The following is a 17771-nucleotide window of genomic DNA, read 5'->3' as shown; positions in this document are numbered from 1 at the left end:
GGCGCGAGCGCCCGCAGGGCGGTTCAGATCGTCACCGTCTCGCGATACGCCGTCTTCCAGCCCCAGGCGCCGGAGCCGTAGCCCCGCTTGACCACCCGCTGCTTGTAGATCTCGGCGATCATCTCGCCGTCGCCGGCGAGCAACGCCTTGGTCGAGCACATCTCGGCGCAGAGGGGCAGCTTGCCCTCGGCCAGCCGGTTCGAGCCGTATTTCTCGTATTCGGCGACTGAGAAATCCGGCTCCGGCCCGCCGGAGCAGTAGGTGCATTTGTCCATCTTGCCGCGCGAGCCGAAATTGCCGACGCGCGGATATTGCGGCGCGCCGAACGGGCAGGCGTAGAAGCAGTATCCGCAGCCGATGCAGATGTCCTTGGAGTGCAGCACCACGGCGTCGGCCGTGGTGTAGAAGCAGTTCACCGGACACACCGCCGCGCAGGGCGCGTCGGTGCAGTGCATGCAGGCCATCGACACCGACCGTTCGCCGGGCCGGCCGTCGTTCAGCGTCACCACGCGGCGCCGGTTGATGCCCCACGGCACCTCGTGCTCGTTCTTGCAGGCGGTGACGCAGGCGTTGCACTCGATGCAGCGGTCAGCGTCGCAGAGGAACTTCATCCGGGCCATTGCGCGTCGCTCCTCATGCCGCTCGGATCTGGCACAGGGTGGCCTTCGGCTCCTGCATGCCGGTCACCGGATCGTAGCCGTAGGTTGTGATCGTGTTGACGCTCTCGCCCAGCACGACGGGGTCGGCGCCCTGCGGGTAGTAGCGGCGCATATCTTCGCCCTGATACCAGCCGGAGAAGTGGAAGGGCATGAAGGCGACGCCTTTGCCCACCCGGTCCGTTACCAGCGCCTTGACCTTCACCTTGGCCTTCTCGGGGCCGTCGACCCAGACGAACTGGCCGTCCTTGATGCCCCGGTCGCTGGCGTCGCCGGTGTTGATCTCCACGAACATGTCCTGCTGCAGCTCGGCGAGCCAGGGGTTCGAGCGCGTCTCCTCGCCGCCGCCTTCGTACTCGACCAGCCGGCCGGAGGTCAGGATGATCGGGAAATCCTTGGCGACGTTGCGCTCCACCGCTTCCTTCTGGACCGTGAAGCCGATGTTCGGCAGGCGGAACTGCCGCTCGTCAGGCCGCGTCGGATATTTCGACACGAGGTCGGGCCGCGGCGTGAAGACCGGCTCGCGATGCACCGGCACCGGATCGGGCAGGTTCCAGGCGTTGGCGCGGGCTTTGCCGTTGCCATAGGGCGTGACGCCATGGTCGAGGCAGACGCGCTGGATGCCGCCGGAGAGGTCGTTGGCCCAGCTCACGGCGTCGATCTTGTCGCCGCCGATCTTCTGGATCACCGCCATCTCCTCGGGCGTCAGATCCTTGTCCCAGCCGAGTTTCTTGAACACCGCCATGGTGAATTCAGGATAGCCGTCGGTGAGGTCCGACCCCTTGGAGAAGCTGTCCTCCGCAAGCAGCGTGACGCCTTTGCGCTCCGTGCCGAAGCGCGCGCGGAAGGTGCCTCCGCCGTCTTTCACGTGCAGGTTCGTGTTGTAGAGGACATGCGAGCCGGGATGCCGGATCTCGGGCTTGCCCCAGCATGGCCATGGCAGACCGTAATAGTCGCCGCCGACCTCCGGATCGTCCTTCGGCGCCCTCAGCGTCACCAGGTCGAACTTGTGCTGGTTCTTCATATGCGCCTTGAGCCGCTCCGGGCTCTGGCCGCAATAGCCGGTTGACCAGCCGCCGCGGTTGATCTCGCGAAGCAGGTCCTCGGCCGAAGGAACGTTGTTCTCGACCTTGATGTTTTTGAACATCTTGTCGGCGAGACCGAGCTTCTTGGCCAGCAGGTAGAGCGCCTCGTAGTCGGTCTTTGACTCGAAGGCCGGCTTGACGATCTGCTCGCCCCACTGCAGCGAGCGGTTCGAGGCCGTGCGCGAGCCGTTCATCTCGAGCGAGGTGCAGATCGGCAGCAGGTAGGTGTTGTCCTGCCGCGCGTTGAGCGCTGCGAAGGTGGTCGGATGCGGATCCGCGACGACCAGCAGCTCCAGCTTGTTCATGCCCTCGATGGCTTCGGGGATGCGCGTCACGGTGTTGCCGCCGTGGCCGAACACCATCATGGCCCGGATCGGGCTCTTCTGGTCGATCTGCTCGGCGGGGAGGTTGACGCCGTCGAACCACCGGGTCGAGGTGATCCCCGGCGTCTCCATGTTCTCCTTGCGGGTGCGGGCCTTGCGGCCGGCCATCGCCGGAACCTCGTCAAAGCGCGACTGCAGCCAGTCGTACTCGACCTCCCAGACCCGCCCCCAGTGCTTCCAGGCGCCTTCGACCAGCCCGTAGTAGAGCGGCAGGGTCGTCACATCGAGCCCGAGGTCGGTCGCGCCCTGCACATTGGTGTGGCCGCGGAAGATGTTGGCGCCCGTGCCCGGCTTGCCGACGTTTCCGGTCGCGAGGCACAGGATGCAGAAGGCGCGGACATTCGCGGTGCCGACCGTGTGCTGGGTCGCGCCCATGCACCAGATCAGCGTGGCGGGCTTCTGCTTGGCGAACATCTCGGCGACGCGCTTCAGCTGCTCGCCGGGCACGCCGGTGACGCGCTCGACTTCGTCAGGCGTCCACTTCGCGACCTCCTTGCGGACGTCATCCATCGCGTAGACGCGCTGGCGGATGAACTCCTTGTCCTCCCAGCCATTCTCGAAGATGTGCCAGAGCAGGCCCCAGATCACCGGGATATCGGTGCCGGAGCGGATCCGGACATATTCGGTTGCGTGCGCCGCCGTCCGCGTGAAGCGCGGATCGATGACGATCATGTTGGCGCGGTTGAGCTCCTTGCCCGACAGGACGTGCTGCATCGAGATCGGATGCGCTTCCGCCGGATTGCCGCCCATGATGATCATGGTCTTGGAGTTGCGGATGTCGTTGTAGGAGTTCGTCTGGGCCCCATAGCCCCAGGTGTTCGCGACGCCCGCGACCGTGGTCGAGTGGCAGATGCGCGCCTGATGGTCGACCGAATTGGTGCCCCAGAACGCGCCGAACTTGCGGAACAGATAAGCCGCCTCGTTGGTGAACTTCGCGGAGCCGAGCCAGTAGGTGGAATCGGCGCCGTTCTTCTCGCGGATGGCGGTGAGCTTGTCGCCGATCTCGTTGATCGCGTCGTCCCAGGAGATCCGCTTCCACTCGCCGCCAACGAGCTTCATCGGGTATTTGAGCCGCCGGTCGCTGCTGACGAGCTCGCGGATCGCCGCGCCCTTGGCGCAATGCGTGCCGCGGTTGATCGGACTGCCCCAGGAGGGCTCCTGACCGACCCACACCCCGTTGACCACCTCGGCAGTGACCGTGCAGCCGACGGAGCAGTGGGTGCAGACGTTCTTCCTGATGACGACGTCGTCGCCGACCGCCGAGGAGCCCGCGGCCTGCGCCTTGCGCACCGCGCCGAGCTGAATCGAGCCGGCCGCCGCCAGCGCGCCCGCCGTCAGGCCGGACCTGCGGAGGAAGCCGCGGCGGTCGACCGCGCCGGCCGCCAATCCCGCGGCCGCCGCCTGGAGCCTGGTGGGAGCCGCGCCGCCATTCTTGCGCTTGATCAGCATGGCCGCCTCACTTGCTCTTGGCGTTGAACGCGTTGTTGGGCAGCGTCTCGTAGGCGTTGGTGCGGTAGAACGCCTTCACGTCATCGCTCTCCCGGTACCGCGCTTTGGTCTCTTCATTGCCGGGGTCGTAGGCCTGCGCCTCGGTCGCCGCCATCGGAGACGCCACTGCGGCCGCGGTCGCTACCGCGCCGCCGCTGAGCGCGCGGAAGAACTGACGGCGTCCAAGCCCCTGGTTCCGATCCTGCCCCATCGTCCTCACTCCTCCTCGGGCCGCTCGCGCCGGCGCATTGCAGGGAGCGCGTCGCGGTTCACGCCGCAACGCGCAGGACCTCACGCATCCATCGCGAACGCTTCCGCCTCGATCTCGATGAAGGCCCGGCCGAGCGCGCCGACCGAGCGATAGAAACGGGCGGCGTTCGCCGTCTCGAGATCGGCCAGAAACCGCTCGACCCAAGGCTGTAAATTCCGCTCGAAGAATCTTTGTTCCTCGCCGGGCCCGGCGTCGAAGCGGCCGGCCGCGAGACCCGCCATGGCCTCGAACAGCACCGCGACGTGATCTTCCGGCTCGCTCGCGAGTTCCTGTCGCTCGATCGCGAGCGCGGCGAAGTCGCCGCGGACCCGCGCCAGCGGCCGCTCGTTGAGAAAGCCCGTCAGATAATAGGACCCGTAGGGGAGCAGTTCGCCCCGCCCGACGCCGATGAAGAGGTTGAAGAATTCGCGCTCGACCGCCGCTGCGTCGGTCTGTGCGGCGGCGCGGGCGAGGTTCGCCGTAAGCCGGCCAAGCGCGCTGTCATCCCCGGAGAGGCGGGCCAGCCTGTCCAGCAATGGCTGGTCCGGCGCGCGGCCCAGAAGGACGGCCAGCAGATCGTAGTGCCGAGCGCGGAGCTGATCGACGTCGTCGACATGCCCGCAAGGCAGCGCGGCGAGCCCCGCTTCGCCTGGCACCCGGGCGTCCGACTCGGCCGCACCCACTTGGTCCGCTCCCCAAAGCCCCTGACGGGGCTCCGTTTTTAGCCTTGTTTTGAGGCATGATAAGAAGCGTTCGAAACTTGCGCAATCACGATTTCGGGTGGCGCGCGATCGTCAGGCGGGCGTGGCGCCGCCATGACGCCGAAACCGGCGCGGCCCCGTCTCGGCGGCGCGATCCGGCGCCTGCGGCGGGCGCGACGGGCGCAGATCAGCCGGCGCGGCCTCGCCGGCGGGCACCGCCGCGCCGGGCGCGGCGTCCGCCCGCGCGACCGGCACCTCTTGGAGATCCGGCGGCTCCGCCGCGAGCGAGTCGGACGCCGCATCCGCGGCCGCGGAAGGCTCTTGAGTCGGAGGCCCCTCAAGGCCGGCGGCGCTTTCTTCCTCCGCTTCCGCGCGCCGGCCACGGCCGTCGAAGACGCAGCGGGCCAAGGCCTTTACGTCGTCTGTCGGCAGCAAGGGTCCGAGCCCCGGCACGCCGCCGGGCGTGTTCCAGTCGTAGGCGTATTCACGGGCGTCGTTGAGAAAGTCGCGGATCGCGGGATCGACCGTCCACATCCGCCGGAGCGCAGCGTTGCGCAGCAGCGCCGGCACGCCGGCGCGCAGGAACGGCCCAAGGTCGCTGGTCGAGCTCAGCTCCTCGATCGGCGGCAGCGCCGCGATCTCCTCGGCTGTGATCTCGGCGACCGCTTCAGCCGGCTCGGCGCTCAACGAGTCGAGCGGCGGCGCGGCCTCTTCGGCGATCTCGCTGCTCGGATCGAGCTCGGGCGCCGGCGATGTCTCCTTCTGCGGAGAAGGCGCGGCCGCCTCGGCCTTCCGCCGGGACCAGCGGGAGAGGAAATCGCCGCTCACTGCTCCCCTCCGCCAGACCGGTTGTGGCCGCCGCGCGCCAACGCCTCGGGATCGGCGCGGTCGCGCTTCCGCTTCTCGAACTTGCGCTCGACGTGGAAGGCTTCGACGAAGGCCAGCACCTTCGCCTGCAGCTCGCGGGGCATCGGCACGGCCTCCACGACCTCGCCGTTCCCCTCGGCCATCGCCTCCCCCTCATAGGGGTCCGCCGTGACGGCCGCGACCGAGCAGCCCTCGCCATCCTCGCGCAGAAGGATCCAGAGCTTCGGCGGGTCCATGACGAGGTTGTCGCGGTAATGCGACGTCTCCGCCGGATGGAGCGACAGTTCATGGACGCCGGCGAAGAAGGTCTCGCCGTCCTCGTCCTCGGCGAGCTTGGTCCAGGGCGCGGCCTCCGGGGCGGCCGGAAGCGCCGCGACTGGGAGCCAGGCGTAGCTCGCCCATGGGCCCTTGAGACGCCGCCGCGCGACGATGACGCCGATCTCGAAGCGGCTGTCCGGCAGAGCGGGAGCTGGGCCTGGCGCGCCGTCCATTAGGCCGCCGCCCTGTTCGACGCCAGCGGCAGGCCGGCGATCAGGTTGTGGGGCTTTACGCGCAGGCTCTTCTCGGGGGTCATCGCAAGCAGCAGCGACAACGGTCGGTCGCCGATCCGGCTGTCGACGTCCCGCGCATCGGCGAAGGACAGGCTGAAAAGCCCGATCACCCGCTCCTGCTCATGCGCCGCGATCTCCTCGCCGCGCCAGAGCGCGTTGCCGATGCGGGTCGCCTCCGCGTCGAGGCCGACGAACCAGCGCCAGTCCGGGTCCTCCAGCCGGTCGAGCGGAGCGACGCGGACCTCGACGTCGAGCAGATGCCTGATCCAGACCTCGATCACCGTCGCAAGACCGGCGCGGCTCTTCGCGCTGGAGCCGAGGTTGAGCGCCATGGTGAAGGCGTCGGAGCGGCTCCAGTAGCTCCAGGCGTTCTCGTCGTTGAGCACGTCGAGCTCGTGCGCCGCCTCCTGCCCCAGCATGGCGACGAGCGGCGAGAGCGGCGCCGTCCCCTCGCGCGCGGCGATGATCTCGGCGTCGGCGAGCAGAGTCGCGCCGTCGAGCCGCGTCACCCGCTGTTCCCGGAAGAAGAGCTCGGCCGCGCGCAGCACGTAAGGATCGTCACAGCCGTCGAGCGCATTGCGCAGGATCAGATGGACGAGCTGGTTGACGAACAGCGACGGCACGCCCTGCAGGCCCTCCCGGACCAGCGCGAGATAGGCCGCCTCGATCGAGCGGGCGGCCAGCAGCCGGTCGCGGAAGGCGAGCATCACCTCCCAGTTCTCGCGCGCGTCCGCGTCCTCGATCGCAGCAACCTCCTGCGGCGCGACGGGCCGCCGCGGCTCGGCCAGCAGCGCCGCGTAGAGCGCGCGCTCGGCGGCGCAGGCTTCCGGCGGCGGCGCCAGCTCCGGGCGCGCCAGATAGGCGAGGATCAACTCGTCTGTGACGGCGAGGCCGCCGCCTTCCGTCCGCTGCGCCAGATGATGGCCGCTCGACACCCAGAACTCGGTCATCGCCGCGCCTCCCCGGCGCGCTGGAGGGCGAGCAGGTCGACATGCTCCTCCGGCTGCTCCTCATCGTCAGCCTCGATGAGGCGAAAGGCGCGGAGCCCGGCGTGCAGCCTGTCCTCGCCGGGCGCGCGCCGGCGCAGCGTCCTGAACGATTCGCGGATCTCGCCCTCCTCCGAGGTGCGGTGCATGGCGATCAGGGTTCCGACCGCCGGCCGACACAGCGAGGCCGCGACCTCGACCTCCTCGCGCGCAGCCGCCCGGGCTGTCTCCAGATCCGGCGCGCCGAGACGTTCATGGATGTGGCGGGCAAGATCCTCCACAGCCTCGTCGCGTTCGGCCTCGCTCGCCTCGACGATCACCACCAGGGTCGAGAAGCCGAGCGAGCGCACGCCGACGAAGCCCGCCCGGAAGGCCGCGCGCTGCTTGCCCGCAAGCGCGGCGACGTCCTGGTCCCAGAACAGGAACGAGCCCGGCACCGCCCATTCGCCAGGCTCGGCCGCACGTTCGAACACGAAAGTGTCGGAGGGATCGAAGCGGATCGTGCGGGGGAGCCTGAGGGCGGTCACAGCCGCACGCCTCCGGTCTCGGGGTCCCGCCAGCGGACGGCCTTCAGCGCGGGCGCGAGCGCAAGCCGCTCGCCATCCGGGCCGACCAGGCAGTCGCCGTTCAGGTCGATCCGCCGCGGCCGTCCGGGCGGCTCGGGCATGTAGCCGAGAAACCGCGCCGCCAGCGCGTCGAAACCGTCTTCGGTCCAGATCTCGAACGCCTTCATCAGATTGCGCGCGAAGCTCTCGAGGATGAGCTCGCGGGCGCCCGGCCCGAAGCTCTCCTCCTCCAGTGAGGTCGAGCCCGGGGTGAGGCCGGGGTCCCCGGCATGGGCCTTGGAGGCGATCAGCATGGCGCCGAAGACCAGCCAGTCGGGCGCCGCCTGCTCGGAGCAATCCTGCGGCCAGCCGAGCCGACCGCCGCCGAGTCGCGCGCCGTCATAGAGCAGCGTGTCCGGCCAGGCGATCGCGACCGGCATCTCCGCCGGTCCGGCCGCCCCGACAGCCTCGGCGAGCGCCAGCATCCCGGCGAACAGCGCCCGGCGGGCGGAGGCGAGCGGTTCGTCCGGCGCCAGCACGACCGCGAAATCGATGACGTCGTCCCGGTCCGTGACCACGAACGCGCCCGCCCCAGCGACGCCGGCCATCCGTCGCGCGGCGGCGAAGGCGTCCTCGCCCGCGGCCGCTTCGGCTTGCGAAAAAACCGGCGGCAGCGTGAGGCGCGAGGCCGGCCGGCTGGGCGCGAGCAGCGTCATGAGCGGCGGCCGCGTCGGGGTTGATTGCAGACTGCGGACACGCCCAGACCCCTGATGCCGATATCGGATCGCAGTTTCGAACGCTTCAAAGTATAGAGGACGCTTGGCGCTCCGCGAAGGGGCGCGCGTCGAACCTGGGACGCCGCCGCACCCGTGACCGACCGTATCGTGTTCGCCTGTTCCTGCGAGAAGACGATGCCGCTCGACGAAGCGGCGATCGCGCCGGCCTGCGGGGGGACGCTGAGAACCGCCGACCAGCTCTGCGGCCGTGAGCTGGATCGCTTCCGCGAGGCCGCTGCGGGCGGCGCCCCGATCACTGTTCCGTGCACGCTTCAGGCGCCCCTGTTCGGGGAGGTCGCGGCCGAACTCGGGGCCGAAGATCGCGTCGCCTTTGTGAACATCCGCGAGAACGCCGGCTGGTCGGCGGACGCGCGTCGGGCCGGGCCGAAGATCGCCGGCCTGCTGGCGGGGGCGGCCGAGCCGCTGCCTGAAGCCGCGATGGTATCGCTGGAAAGTCAGGGGGTGGCGCTCGTCTATGGGCGTGACGAGAGCGCGCTGGACGCCGCAAAGCGGCTCGCCGAGCATCTCGACGTCACGGTCCTGCTCAGCCGGCCCGGCGACGTCGCGCCGCCCTTGCGCTACGATTTTCCGGTGTTCCGGGGCACGATCCGGAACGCGGCCGGACATCTCGGCGCCTTCCAGGTGAAGGTCGACGACTATGCCCAGCCGGCGCCGTCGTCCCGCGCGCGGCTCGTCTTCGGCGCCCCGCGCGACGGCGCGACGTCGGCCTGCGACCTGATCGTCGACCTCTCCGGCGCGGCGCCGCTGTTTCCCGCCCATGAGGTCAGGGCCGGCTACCTCAGGGCCGATCCGCGCGATCCCGCCGCCGTCGAGCGCGCGGTCGCGGAGGCCTCCCATCTGGTCGGGACCTTCGACAAGCCGCGCTATGTCGATCTCGACGCCGGGATCTGCGCGCATTCGCGCTCGCGGATCACCGGCTGCACCCGTTGCCTCGAGGTCTGCCCGACGGGCGCGATCTCGCCGGCGGGCGATTCGGTCGCGATCGATCCTTACGTCTGCGCCGGCTGCGGGAACTGCGCTTCGGTCTGCCCGACCGGCGCAGCCGGCTATGCGCTGCCGACCGCCGACGCGCTGATGCGGCGGCTGCGGGCGATGCTGCTCGGCTATCACGCGGCCGGCGGCCGGGCGGCCATGGTCCTGTTCCATGACAGGGACCATGGCGAGCCGCTGATCCACGCGCTCGCCCGCTACGGCGAGGGATTGCCCGCCGACGTGCTGCCGGTTCAGGTGAACGAGGTCACGCAGATCGGTCCGGAGCAGTTTGCGGCGCTGTTCGCCTATGGGGCGGCGGGCGCCCATGTCCTGACCCGGGCGCGGCCGAAGCACGACCTCGACAGCCTTGAGCGCGGCGTCGCGCTCGCCAACGCCCTGGCCGTCGCGCAGGGCTATGCGGGCCAGGGGAGAGCGCTCCCGGTCTCGATCATCTCGGCTGACGATCCCGACCTGCTCGCAGCCGCGGTGGCCAGCGCCGCGCGCGGCGCGCCGGCGCCCAATCCGGCGAGCTTCATGCCGTTCGGCGGCAAGCGCGAGACGTTCCGGTTCGCGCTGCGCCAGATGCACGCGGTGGCGCCGGCGCCCGCGGCCTTCGTGCCGCTCGAGGCCGGCGCGCCGTTCGGCGGCCTCGCATTCCGCACCGAGGCCTGCACGCTCTGCCTCGCCTGCGTTGGCGCCTGTCCGACCCAGGCCCTTTCGGACAATCAGGAACGGCCGCAGCTGACGTTCAAAGAAGACCTCTGCGTGCAGTGCGGCCTGTGCGCGGCCACCTGCCCGGAAAACGTCATCAGCCTGAAGCCGCAGATCGACTTCGACGCCTGGGCCGCGCCGCGCCGCACGCTGAAGGAGGAGGAGCCGTTCGAATGCGTCGTCTGCGCGAAGCCCTTCGGCACGCGCAGCACGATCGAGCGGGTGATGGAGAAACTCCACGGCCGGCACTGGATGTTCGCCGGCGTGGAAGGCGAACGGCGGATCCGCATCCTGCAGATGTGCGACGACTGCCGCGTCGGGGCCGCGCTGAGCGAGGGTTTCGATCCGCACGCCGCGCCTCAGCGCGCGAGGCCGCGCACCACGGAGGATTATCTGCGCGAGCGCGCAGCGCCGGTCGAGCCGCAGCTCAACGCGACTCGGTCGCCTTCCGAAGGAACTGAACCAGCGCTTCCCGATCCGCCGCGCTCGTGATCCGCTGTTCGGGCATCTTCGTTCCGGGCGTGTAGCGCGCGGGACCGACCTCGAAGAGTTCGGCGATGGTGCGCTCGTTCCAGACGATGTCCATTTTCCGGAGCGGCTCGGAATAGCGGTAGTCGGGCGCGGTCGCGATCCGGCGCCCGAACACGCCGGCGAGACTCGGACCGGCGCGCTCGCCCTCGCCGCTTTTCAGCGTGTGGCAGGCGACGCAGGCGCGGAACACTTCCGCGCCGCGGTCGCCGGCATATTCGGCGAGCGGATCGGCGAGCTGGGACATGGCTGTAGGGCCGAGGGTCTCGCCCGTCTCGGCGCTCCAGCGCCGCACCAGCCGGTCGCTTCCGCCGGTGACGATCTCGGCGCCGCCCGGCCGCCAGGCGAGCGACCAGACCGGCAGCCCGGGGCCTACGAGCCTGTTCAGGATGCGTCCCGTCGCGCGCTCCACGATCGCGACCGCGCCGCCGGCGGTCGCGGCCGCGATCCGCACGCCGTCGGGCGACATCGCGAGCGCGATGACGGGCGCAGGCGCGATCTCGACCTCGGTCCGGACCGTCCCGTCCGACGCCAGGAACCGGAGCGTGAAGTCGGCCCCTGCGGCTGCGATCTCGCCGTCCGGCGCGACCGCGAGCGCATTCACCGGCGACGGCAGCTGGGCCACGGCGGGGGCGGCCGCGTCGCCCGCCTGCGGCCAGATCCGGACCGTGGCGTCGTAGCCTCCGGTGACCAGCCGCCCGTCGGGCAGGAAGGCGACCGCGTTGACCGGACCCTTGTGGCCCTTGAACACGCGCTCCGCGCCGCCGGCCAGCGGAAACGCCCGGGCCGTCCCGTCCCAGGAAGCGGAGGCCAGCGAGGACCCGTCGGCAGAGACCGCAAGCCCGGCGATCGGACCCTTGTGAGCTGAGATGACCCGGACCGGTTCCCCGCCGGCGCTTGTCCAGAGCGCGATGCGTCCGTCCTCCGACGCGGTGGCGAAATCTCCGTCCGGCAGCGCCGCGACTGCGTTCACCGCGCCATCGTGGAAGCGCAGCACCTTGCGGGCGACGCCGGCGTCTATATCCCAGAGGATCGCTGTCTGGTCGAAGCCGCCCGAGATCGCCGTCCGGCCATCCGGCGAGACCGCGACCGCCCGCACGGGACCGCCATGGCCGCGCATCTGCGCCTCGGCCGGCGCGCCGAGCAGCAGGAGGGCCGCCGCCAGCAGCCAGAGCATTACGCGCTTCGTTCGCACCGTGCCGTCGTCTCGCTGATGCGGTCGGGGCGAGCATAGACGATCCCGGCCGACCGCGCGCCCCGCGGGCGCGGCCTTGATCATCGGGCCGCCATGACGCATCGCTTGGCGATGATCTCGCGCGCCGCCCCTCCCCGATCCGCCTCGTCCGCCGGCAGCGCGCGCAGCGCATGAGCAGAGCGGCCTCCCGCGCGCTCGCGCCGCTCGACGAGGCGCTTGCGCTTCTCGCCCGCCTGGCCGCGCCGGTTGCGCCCCGAACGACGTCGCTCGCCGGCGCGATCGGCCTGGTCTCGGCGGCAGACGCGCTGGCGCCCGCAGACGTCCCCGCCTGCCGCACCGCGCTGCGCGACGGCTGGGCCGTCGAAGCGGCGTTGGTCACCGGCGCTTCTCCCTACGCGCCGGTCACGCCGCGGCGGCCGCCGGTCTGGGTAGAGGCCGGAGCGCCGCTGCCGGACGACGCCGACGTCGTTCTGCCGCCTGAAGCGCTCGTCGGGCGCGAGATCGTGGAGGACGCCCCTGCCCTCGAAGGCGTCCGCGGGATCGGCGACGAAATTCGCGCGGGGGCGTTGCTGCTCGCGGCCGGAGAGCGCCTGACGCCGATGCGCCATGCGGGGCTTGCGGCGGCGGGCGTCGCGTCGATCGCGATCCGGTCGCCTCGCCTGCGCCTGATCATGACCGGCGCTCCCGCCCCCGCCATGGCCGACGCCCTCTCGGCCGCTCTGGCCGCGATGAGCGCGGCGGCGGGCGCCTTGGTCGAGGCGGTCGCGGTCCCCGATGACGCGGAGCGGATCGCGGAGGCGATCGGGTCGGCGGGCGCCGACGCCATTCTGGTCGTCGGCGGCACCGGCGAGGGGCGCACCGATCGAAGCGCGGAAGCGCTCGAAACAGCCGGTGATCTGATGCTCCACGGGCTTGCCCTGAGGCCCGGTGAGACGGCCGGCGTCGGCGCCGCCGCCGGGCGGCCCGTGCTGCTGTCGCCCGGACGCCCCGAAGCCGCTCTGGCGGTGTTCATCACGCTTCTGCGCCCCCTCCTTGGAATGCTGTCCGGCGCCGAGGAGCCGGCGGCCGAGCGCGCGTTGCTGACGCGAAAGATCACCTCGACGATCGGGCTGGCGGAGGTGGTGTTCGTGCGCCGCGTGGCCGGCGGCGCAGAGCCGCTCGGAGGCGCCGGGCTGCCGATCGCGCAGCTCCTGCGGGCGGACGGCGCGGTTCTGGTCAACCCCGGTCGGGAAGGCTATCCAGAGCGCGCCGAAATCGAGGTGACGCCGCTTTGACCGAGCATCATCCCGCGAGGGACGACGCCTTTCTCGACCGTCTCGCGGCCGCCTCCCGGCAGGAACAGTTCCTGACGGTCGCCAGCCGCGAAGAGGCGCTTGAGCGGTTCCGGACCGCCGTTCCCCACCAGGCTCTGTCCTCCGAACAGGTTGATCTCGGCCTGGCTCTCGGCCGCGTGCTTGCGGTCGACGTGGCGTCGCCGATCGACGTGCCGCCCTTCGACAGGGCGCTGGTGGACGGTTTTGCGCTTCGCGCCGCTGACACCGAGGGCGCGAGCCAAGCGACGCCGCGCCGGCTTCGCCTGAACCACGAAATCCTCGCCTGCGGCGTCGCGCCGTCGCTCGCCGTCGCCGCCGGGACCGCGACCCCGATCGCGACCGGCGGCGTGATCCCGCGCGGAGCGGACGCCGTCGCGATGGTGGAGCACACCGAACTCGACCGCGAAGCGCTCACGATCGATCTGGCCCAGGCGGCCCGGCCCGGACAGTTCGTCGGCTATGCGGGCGCCGACATGGCGATGGGCGAGACGGTGCTGCGCAAGGGGACGCAGATCACCGCGCGCGAGATCGGCATGCTGGCCGCCTGCGGGCTTGCGCGGGTCGCGGTGGTGCGCCGGCCGAAGGTCGCGGTGCTCTCGACCGGAGACGAACTCGTCGCACCCGGGGAGGCTTTGCGGCCCGGCGCCATCTACGATTCCAACGGCGCGATCGTCGCCGCTTCGGTCGCCGAGAATGGCGGCGAGCCGCACCTGCTCGGCATCGTCCGGGACGACGAGGCGGCGCTTGAGACGGCCCTCGCGGGTGCGATCGACTCCCACGATCTGGTGGTGCTGTCCGGCGGCACCTCTAAGGGCGCGGGGGACGTGTCGCACCGGATCCTGTCGCGGCTCGGCGCGCCGGGCGTGCTTGTGCACGGCGTCGCGCTCAAGCCCGGAAAGCCGCTCTGTCTGGCGCTCTCCAGGGGCAAGCCGATCGTGGTGCTGCCGGGCTTCCCGACCTCGGCGATGTTCACCTTCCATGAGTTCGTCGCGCCGCTGGTGCGGGCGCTCGCAGGGCTGCCGCCACGCGAGGAACAGGCGATCGAAGCCACGCTGCCCCAGCGCACCGCGTCCGAGCTCGGCCGAACCGAATTCGTCATGGCGTCGCTCGCGCATGCGCCGGACGGGCTCGTCGCGCTGCCTTTGCCGAAGGGCTCGGGTTCGGTCACGGCGTTCTCGCAGGCCGACGGCTACTTCTCCATTCCGGCGAACCGCGCCGGTCTTGAAGCCGGCGAGACGGTCTCGGTCATCCGGCTCGGCGCCGGGGTGCGGCCCCCGGACCTCACCATCATCGGAAGCCATTGCGTCGGGCTCGACCGCGTCATCGGGATTCTGGCCGACCGAGGCGTTCGGGCGCGGGCCGTCTGGGTCGGCTCGGCCGGCGGGCTCGCGGCGCTGAAGCGCAGCGAATGCGACCTCGCCGCCATGCACCTGCTCGATCCGGAAACCGGCCGCTACAATGCGCCCTTCCTCGGCCAGGGGCTCGCGCTGGCGCAAGGCTGGCGACGCCTGCAGGGGATCGTGTTCCGGCCGGGCGACGAGCGCTTCGAAGGTCGTTCGGCGGCCGAGGCGGCGGCCGCGGCGATCGCGGACGAGACCGCCGTGATGGTCAACCGCAACACCGGGTCGGGCACCCGCGCGCTGGTCGACGGCCTCATCGGCGACGCCAGGCCCCCCGGCTTCTGGAACCAGCCGCGTTCGCACAACGCGGTCGCCGCGGCGGTGCGCCAAGGCCGCGCCGACTGGGGGGTCGCCATATCGAGCGTCGCGCAGGCCTACGGGCTCGGCTTCCTGCCGCTCACCGAAGAGCATTACGACTTCGCCTATGCGCCCGGCGTGAAATCCGAGGCGCTCGCCATCTTCCTCGACGTCCTGTCCGAGCCTGAGACGTCGGTCGCGCTCAGGGCGCTCGGCTTTTCGCCGGCCGCGGGCTCATGAGCGGCCCGCGCGTCATCGGACTCGCCGGATGGAGCGGCGCGGGCAAGACCACGCTGCTGGTCAAGGCGATCCCCCTGCTGGTCCGGCGGGGTCTGCGGGTCGCGACGCTGAAGCACGCGCATCACGCCTTCGACCTCGACCAGCCCGGCAAGGATTCCTTCCTCCACCGGCAGGCCGGCGCGAGCGAGGTGATCATCTCCTCGGCGCGGCGCTGGGCCCAGATCCATGAGGTCGGGGACGGCCCGGAGGCGACGCTGGCGGAGCTTCTCGGCAAGGTGACTGCGGCCGATCTCGTGATCGTGGAAGGCTTCAAGCGCGACGTCCACGCCAAGATCGAGGTGTTCCGCGCCGCGAACGGGCGGCCCCCGCTGCATCCCGACGACCCGCGCATCCTCGGCGTCGCGAGCGACGAGCCCTTTCCCGACGCGCCGGTTCCCGTGGTGCCGCTCGACGACATGGTCGCCGTCGCGGATCTGCTGATCGCCAGCGCCGAGCAGCTCGACGCCACCTTGGCGCGCCTTCGGACGGGAGGCGCGCATGGCGCAGCTCGCTGACGACTGCTTCGCGTTCGGCGGCAGGCTGATGACGATCGAGGAGGTCCTGGCGCTGATCCAGGAGCGGCTGCCGGTGGTGGCCGGCGTCGAGACGGTCCCGCTCGCGCTCGCCGACGGCCGCATCGCGGCCGAGGACATCCTCGCCCGGAACGACGTCCCGCCCTTCGCGAATTCCGCCGTCGACGGTTACGCGGTCCGCCACGCCGAGCTCGCCGCGGAGGGCGAGACGCTGCTGCCGGTGACGGCGCGGATCGCGGCCCGCATCTCGGGCGGCGACGCCCAGGCCATAAACGGCGCGGCGCGCATCTTCACCGGGGCGCCGATGCCGCCCGGCGCGGACACGGTCTTCATGCAGGAGGATGTCCGGCTCGAAGGCGGCCGGGTCGCCCTTCCGCAGGGCCTCAAGGCCGGCGCCAATATGCGCCCGGCCGGCGAGGACATCGCCGCCGGCGCGGTCGCGATCCCGGCCGGCCGCCGCCTGCGCCCGCAGGACGTCGCGCTCGCCGCAGCGACCGGCCATGCCAGCCTGCCGGTTAGGACACGCCTGCGGGTGGCGCTGTTCTCGACCGGCGACGAGCTCGTCGCGCCGGGAGAGCCGCTGCCGCCGGGCGCCGTCTACGATTCAAACCGCGCCATGCTGGGCGCGCTGTTGCGCCGGCTCGGAGCCGAGGTCAGCGACCTCGGCGTCCTACGCGACGACCCGCTCATGCTGACCGAGCGCATCGCCGACGCGGCGCGCGACCACGACCTGATCCTGACGTCCGGCGGGGTTTCGACCGGCGAGGAGGATCACGTGAAGGCGGCGGTCGAGGCCGCGGGCCAGCTGGTGTTCTGGCGGCTCGGCATCAAACCCGGCCGGCCGCTCGCGATGGGAGCCGTCGGCGGGGCCGCGTTCGTCGGCCTGCCAGGCAATCCGGTGGCGGTCTACGTCACGATGCTGTTCGTGGTCCGCCCGCTGATGGCGCGGCTCGGCGGCGCGCTGCACGAGCCGCTCGCGCCGCGCCTGGTGCGGGCCGCGTTCCCATACCGCAAGAAGTCCGGCCGGCGCGAATTCGTCCGCGTCAGCCTGGCGCCAGGGGCTGACGGCGTCACCGACGCGCACAAATTTCCGCGCGACGGCGCGGGCGTGCTGACCTCGCTCACCGAAAGCGACGGCCTCGCGGAGCTTGCCGACGACGTCACGCGGGTCGCGGAAGGCGACATGATCGCCTTCTATCCTCACGGGCTGCTTTGGTGAGGCGGGCCATAGCCAGGCGTCCCGCAAGCCGCGGAACGCGCCGCTCCGATCAGCGGCGCTAACCGTTCGGCCGGAACCGAGGCGCGCGCCGCAAGGAAGTAGATTTCCCAACCGAGCGGCTCGAAATCGAGCCGAAGGCCTCGGCCGCCGCGCGCGTGCCCATGCCGCAATCCGCCGCGCCTGAGGCGATCAGCGCCGCGACCGCCTGATGGGTGAACTCCTCGGTGTGGAAGCCTAAGATGTCGTCGGCCGCGACGCCCGCCTCCCGGCAAAGCCGCTCGAACCAGATGCGCGTGCCGGCGCCGCGCTGCCGGTTCACGAAGCGGGCGCGCCGGCTCGCCAGGTCAGGGATGCCCTGGATGCCGAGCGGATTGCCGGGCGCGAACATCAGCCCCTGCTCCCGGCGAAACAGCGGTTGGACCGTCAGCTCCGGGTCCCGGAAGAGCGCATCGAGCGGCGGCGGCGGCTCGCCTTCCGAGCCGTAGTGGAAGCCCGCGGCGTCCGCCCCGCCTGCGGCGAGCTTCGCCAGCGCGTCCATACTGCCGGCGACGGAGAACTCGACGCCGGACACGCGCGCGACCACCGAGAGCAGCAGCGGATCGTGGCTGCCGCAGACGCGCAGTCGCGTCTCGGCGGAGCCGAGAAGCGCGGCGAGGCGCCTGTCCAGCGCCGCCTCCTCCGCCGCGCGCGCGGGCTCGATCCGCTCGAATGCGGCGGCGAGAGTTTCGCGTAACTCGGAGCCGAACGCGGTCAGGGCGCTGCCATGTCCCTTGGTCTTCAGCACCACGGCGCGGCCGAGGACGGTCTCCAGCCGGGCGACCTGCCCCCAGGCGGAGCGGTATGAAACGCCGAGCCGCTTCGCCGCGCCCTGGAGCGAGCCGGTGCGATCGAGCCCGTCCAGCAGAGAGAGCGTCGCCGCAAGCGCGATCGCCTCATCGCCGACGCGGAATTCACCGTCGAGGCGTAAATGCACCCTCATATGCACGCCCTTTCCTATTGATCTGTCTGAACGCTC

Annotated in this window: 16 protein-coding genes; 5 read left to right on the top strand and 11 right to left on the bottom strand. The window is 71.1% G+C overall.

The window, feature by feature from the left end; all coding sequences use genetic code 11:
- Positions 1–23 precede the first annotated feature (23 nt).
- From fdh3B to VM780_RS14740, 9 genes are all read right to left on the bottom strand, one after another.
- Positions 24–620, bottom strand: coding sequence for a formate dehydrogenase FDH3 subunit beta (gene fdh3B / locus VM780_RS14780; protein WP_325448629.1), 597 nt, complete (start codon positions 618–620; stop codon positions 24–26).
- Between the two features lie 13 nt (positions 621–633).
- Positions 634–3573 carry a formate dehydrogenase subunit alpha gene (locus VM780_RS14775; protein WP_325448627.1) on the bottom strand — a complete coding sequence of 980 codons (2940 nt, stop codon included), beginning with the start codon at positions 3571–3573 and terminating at the stop codon, positions 634–636.
- 7 nt (positions 3574–3580) lie between these two features.
- Positions 3581–3823, bottom strand: a complete 243-nt coding sequence (locus VM780_RS14770) for a formate dehydrogenase (RefSeq protein WP_325448625.1) — start codon at positions 3821–3823, stop codon at positions 3581–3583.
- 80 nt (positions 3824–3903) lie between these two features.
- Positions 3904–4545: a TorD/DmsD family molecular chaperone gene (locus tag VM780_RS14765; protein WP_325448623.1), complete on the bottom strand. Its 642-nt coding sequence runs from the start codon at positions 4543–4545 to the stop codon at positions 3904–3906.
- A gap of 111 nt (positions 4546–4656) precedes the next feature.
- A complete protein-coding gene (locus VM780_RS14760; protein ID WP_325448621.1) occupies positions 4657–5391 on the bottom strand; it encodes a DUF3306 domain-containing protein in 735 nt (244 codons plus the stop codon).
- Positions 5388–5921 carry a DUF3305 domain-containing protein gene (locus VM780_RS14755; protein WP_325448619.1) on the bottom strand — a complete coding sequence of 178 codons (534 nt, stop codon included), beginning with the start codon at positions 5919–5921 and terminating at the stop codon, positions 5388–5390. The genes VM780_RS14760 and VM780_RS14755 overlap by 4 nt, the downstream gene beginning before the upstream one ends.
- The gene (locus VM780_RS14750; RefSeq protein WP_325448617.1) at positions 5921–6931 is read right to left on the bottom strand and encodes a DUF6352 family protein; all 1011 of its coding nucleotides are present in this window, start codon (positions 6929–6931) and stop codon (positions 5921–5923) included. Before VM780_RS14750 ends, VM780_RS14755 begins: the two co-directional genes overlap by 1 nt.
- Positions 6928–7494: a DUF6505 family protein gene (locus VM780_RS14745; RefSeq protein ID WP_325448615.1), complete on the bottom strand. Its 567-nt coding sequence runs from the start codon at positions 7492–7494 to the stop codon at positions 6928–6930. The genes VM780_RS14750 and VM780_RS14745 overlap by 4 nt, the downstream gene beginning before the upstream one ends.
- Complete coding sequence (locus VM780_RS14740; protein WP_325448613.1) at positions 7491–8228, bottom strand: biotin/lipoate--protein ligase family protein; 738 nt, start codon at positions 8226–8228, stop codon at positions 7491–7493. The genes VM780_RS14745 and VM780_RS14740 overlap by 4 nt, the downstream gene beginning before the upstream one ends.
- A gap of 195 nt (positions 8229–8423) precedes the next feature.
- Here VM780_RS14740 and VM780_RS14735 point away from each other — a divergent pair, with 195 nt between their 5' ends.
- Positions 8424–10484, top strand: a complete 2061-nt coding sequence (locus VM780_RS14735; protein WP_325448812.1) for a 4Fe-4S binding protein — start codon at positions 8424–8426, stop codon at positions 10482–10484.
- Here VM780_RS14735 and VM780_RS14730 read toward each other — a convergent pair.
- A complete protein-coding gene (locus tag VM780_RS14730; protein WP_325448611.1) occupies positions 10420–11697 on the bottom strand; it encodes a c-type cytochrome in 1278 nt (425 codons plus the stop codon). The two genes, VM780_RS14735 and VM780_RS14730, sit on opposite strands and share 65 nt — an antisense overlap.
- A 188-nt stretch (positions 11698–11885) precedes the next feature.
- On the opposite strand from VM780_RS14730, the gene VM780_RS14725 reads away from it, so the two are divergent.
- The 4 genes from VM780_RS14725 to glp are packed head-to-tail and all read left to right on the top strand — an operon-like array spanning position 11886 to position 16756.
- Positions 11886–12989, top strand: coding sequence for a molybdopterin-binding protein (locus VM780_RS14725; protein ID WP_325448609.1), 1104 nt, complete (start codon positions 11886–11888; stop codon positions 12987–12989).
- Positions 12986–14965 carry a molybdopterin biosynthesis protein gene (locus tag VM780_RS14720; protein WP_325448607.1) on the top strand — a complete coding sequence of 660 codons (1980 nt, stop codon included), beginning with the start codon at positions 12986–12988 and terminating at the stop codon, positions 14963–14965. The genes VM780_RS14725 and VM780_RS14720 overlap by 4 nt, the downstream gene beginning before the upstream one ends.
- On the top strand, positions 14962–15519 hold the full coding sequence (gene mobB, locus VM780_RS14715; RefSeq protein WP_325448605.1) for a molybdopterin-guanine dinucleotide biosynthesis protein B: 558 nt from the start codon (positions 14962–14964) through the stop codon (positions 15517–15519). Before VM780_RS14720 ends, mobB begins: the two co-directional genes overlap by 4 nt.
- Entirely contained in the window at positions 15503–16756 is a 1254-nt protein-coding gene (gene glp / locus VM780_RS14710) for a gephyrin-like molybdotransferase Glp (protein WP_325448603.1), read from the top strand. The genes mobB and glp overlap by 17 nt, the downstream gene beginning before the upstream one ends.
- A 58-nt stretch (positions 16757–16814) precedes the next feature.
- Here glp and VM780_RS14705 read toward each other — a convergent pair whose 3' ends face one another.
- Positions 16815–17735: a substrate-binding domain-containing protein gene (locus tag VM780_RS14705; protein WP_325448601.1), complete on the bottom strand. Its 921-nt coding sequence runs from the start codon at positions 17733–17735 to the stop codon at positions 16815–16817.
- Positions 17736–17771: the final 36 nt, after the last annotated feature.

It is taken from the genome of Hansschlegelia sp., from assembly GCF_035538955.1.
In the GTDB taxonomy this organism is placed as follows: Bacteria; Pseudomonadota; Alphaproteobacteria; order Rhizobiales; family Methylopilaceae; genus Methylopila.
This window is presented reverse-complemented; position numbering and strand designations above follow the sequence as displayed.

Bases quoted from the DNA above. Each gene is read 5' to 3' on its own strand.
- fdh3B (WP_325448629.1), bottom strand. From the start codon at position 620: ATGGCCCGGATGAAGTTCCTCTGCGACGCTGACCGCTGCATCGAGTGC.
- VM780_RS14775 (WP_325448627.1), bottom strand. From the start codon at position 3,573: ATGCTGATCAAGCGCAAGAATGGCGGCGCGGCTCCCACCAGGCTCCAG.
- VM780_RS14770 (WP_325448625.1), bottom strand. From the start codon at position 3,823: ATGGGGCAGGATCGGAACCAGGGGCTTGGACGCCGTCAGTTCTTCCGC.
- VM780_RS14755 (WP_325448619.1), bottom strand. From the start codon at position 5,921: ATGGACGGCGCGCCAGGCCCAGCTCCCGCTCTGCCGGACAGCCGCTTC.
- VM780_RS14750 (WP_325448617.1), bottom strand. From the start codon at position 6,931: ATGACCGAGTTCTGGGTGTCGAGCGGCCATCATCTGGCGCAGCGGACG.
- VM780_RS14740 (WP_325448613.1), bottom strand. From the start codon at position 8,228: ATGACGCTGCTCGCGCCCAGCCGGCCGGCCTCGCGCCTCACGCTGCCG.
- VM780_RS14735 (WP_325448812.1), top strand. From the start codon at position 8,424: ATGCCGCTCGACGAAGCGGCGATCGCGCCGGCCTGCGGGGGGACGCTG.
- VM780_RS14730 (WP_325448611.1), bottom strand. From the start codon at position 11,697: ATGCTCTGGCTGCTGGCGGCGGCCCTCCTGCTGCTCGGCGCGCCGGCC.
- VM780_RS14725 (WP_325448609.1), top strand. From the start codon at position 11,886: ATGAGCAGAGCGGCCTCCCGCGCGCTCGCGCCGCTCGACGAGGCGCTT.
- mobB (WP_325448605.1), top strand. From the start codon at position 14,962: ATGAGCGGCCCGCGCGTCATCGGACTCGCCGGATGGAGCGGCGCGGGC.
- glp (WP_325448603.1), top strand. From the start codon at position 15,503: ATGGCGCAGCTCGCTGACGACTGCTTCGCGTTCGGCGGCAGGCTGATG.
- VM780_RS14705 (WP_325448601.1), bottom strand. From the start codon at position 17,735: ATGAGGGTGCATTTACGCCTCGACGGTGAATTCCGCGTCGGCGATGAG.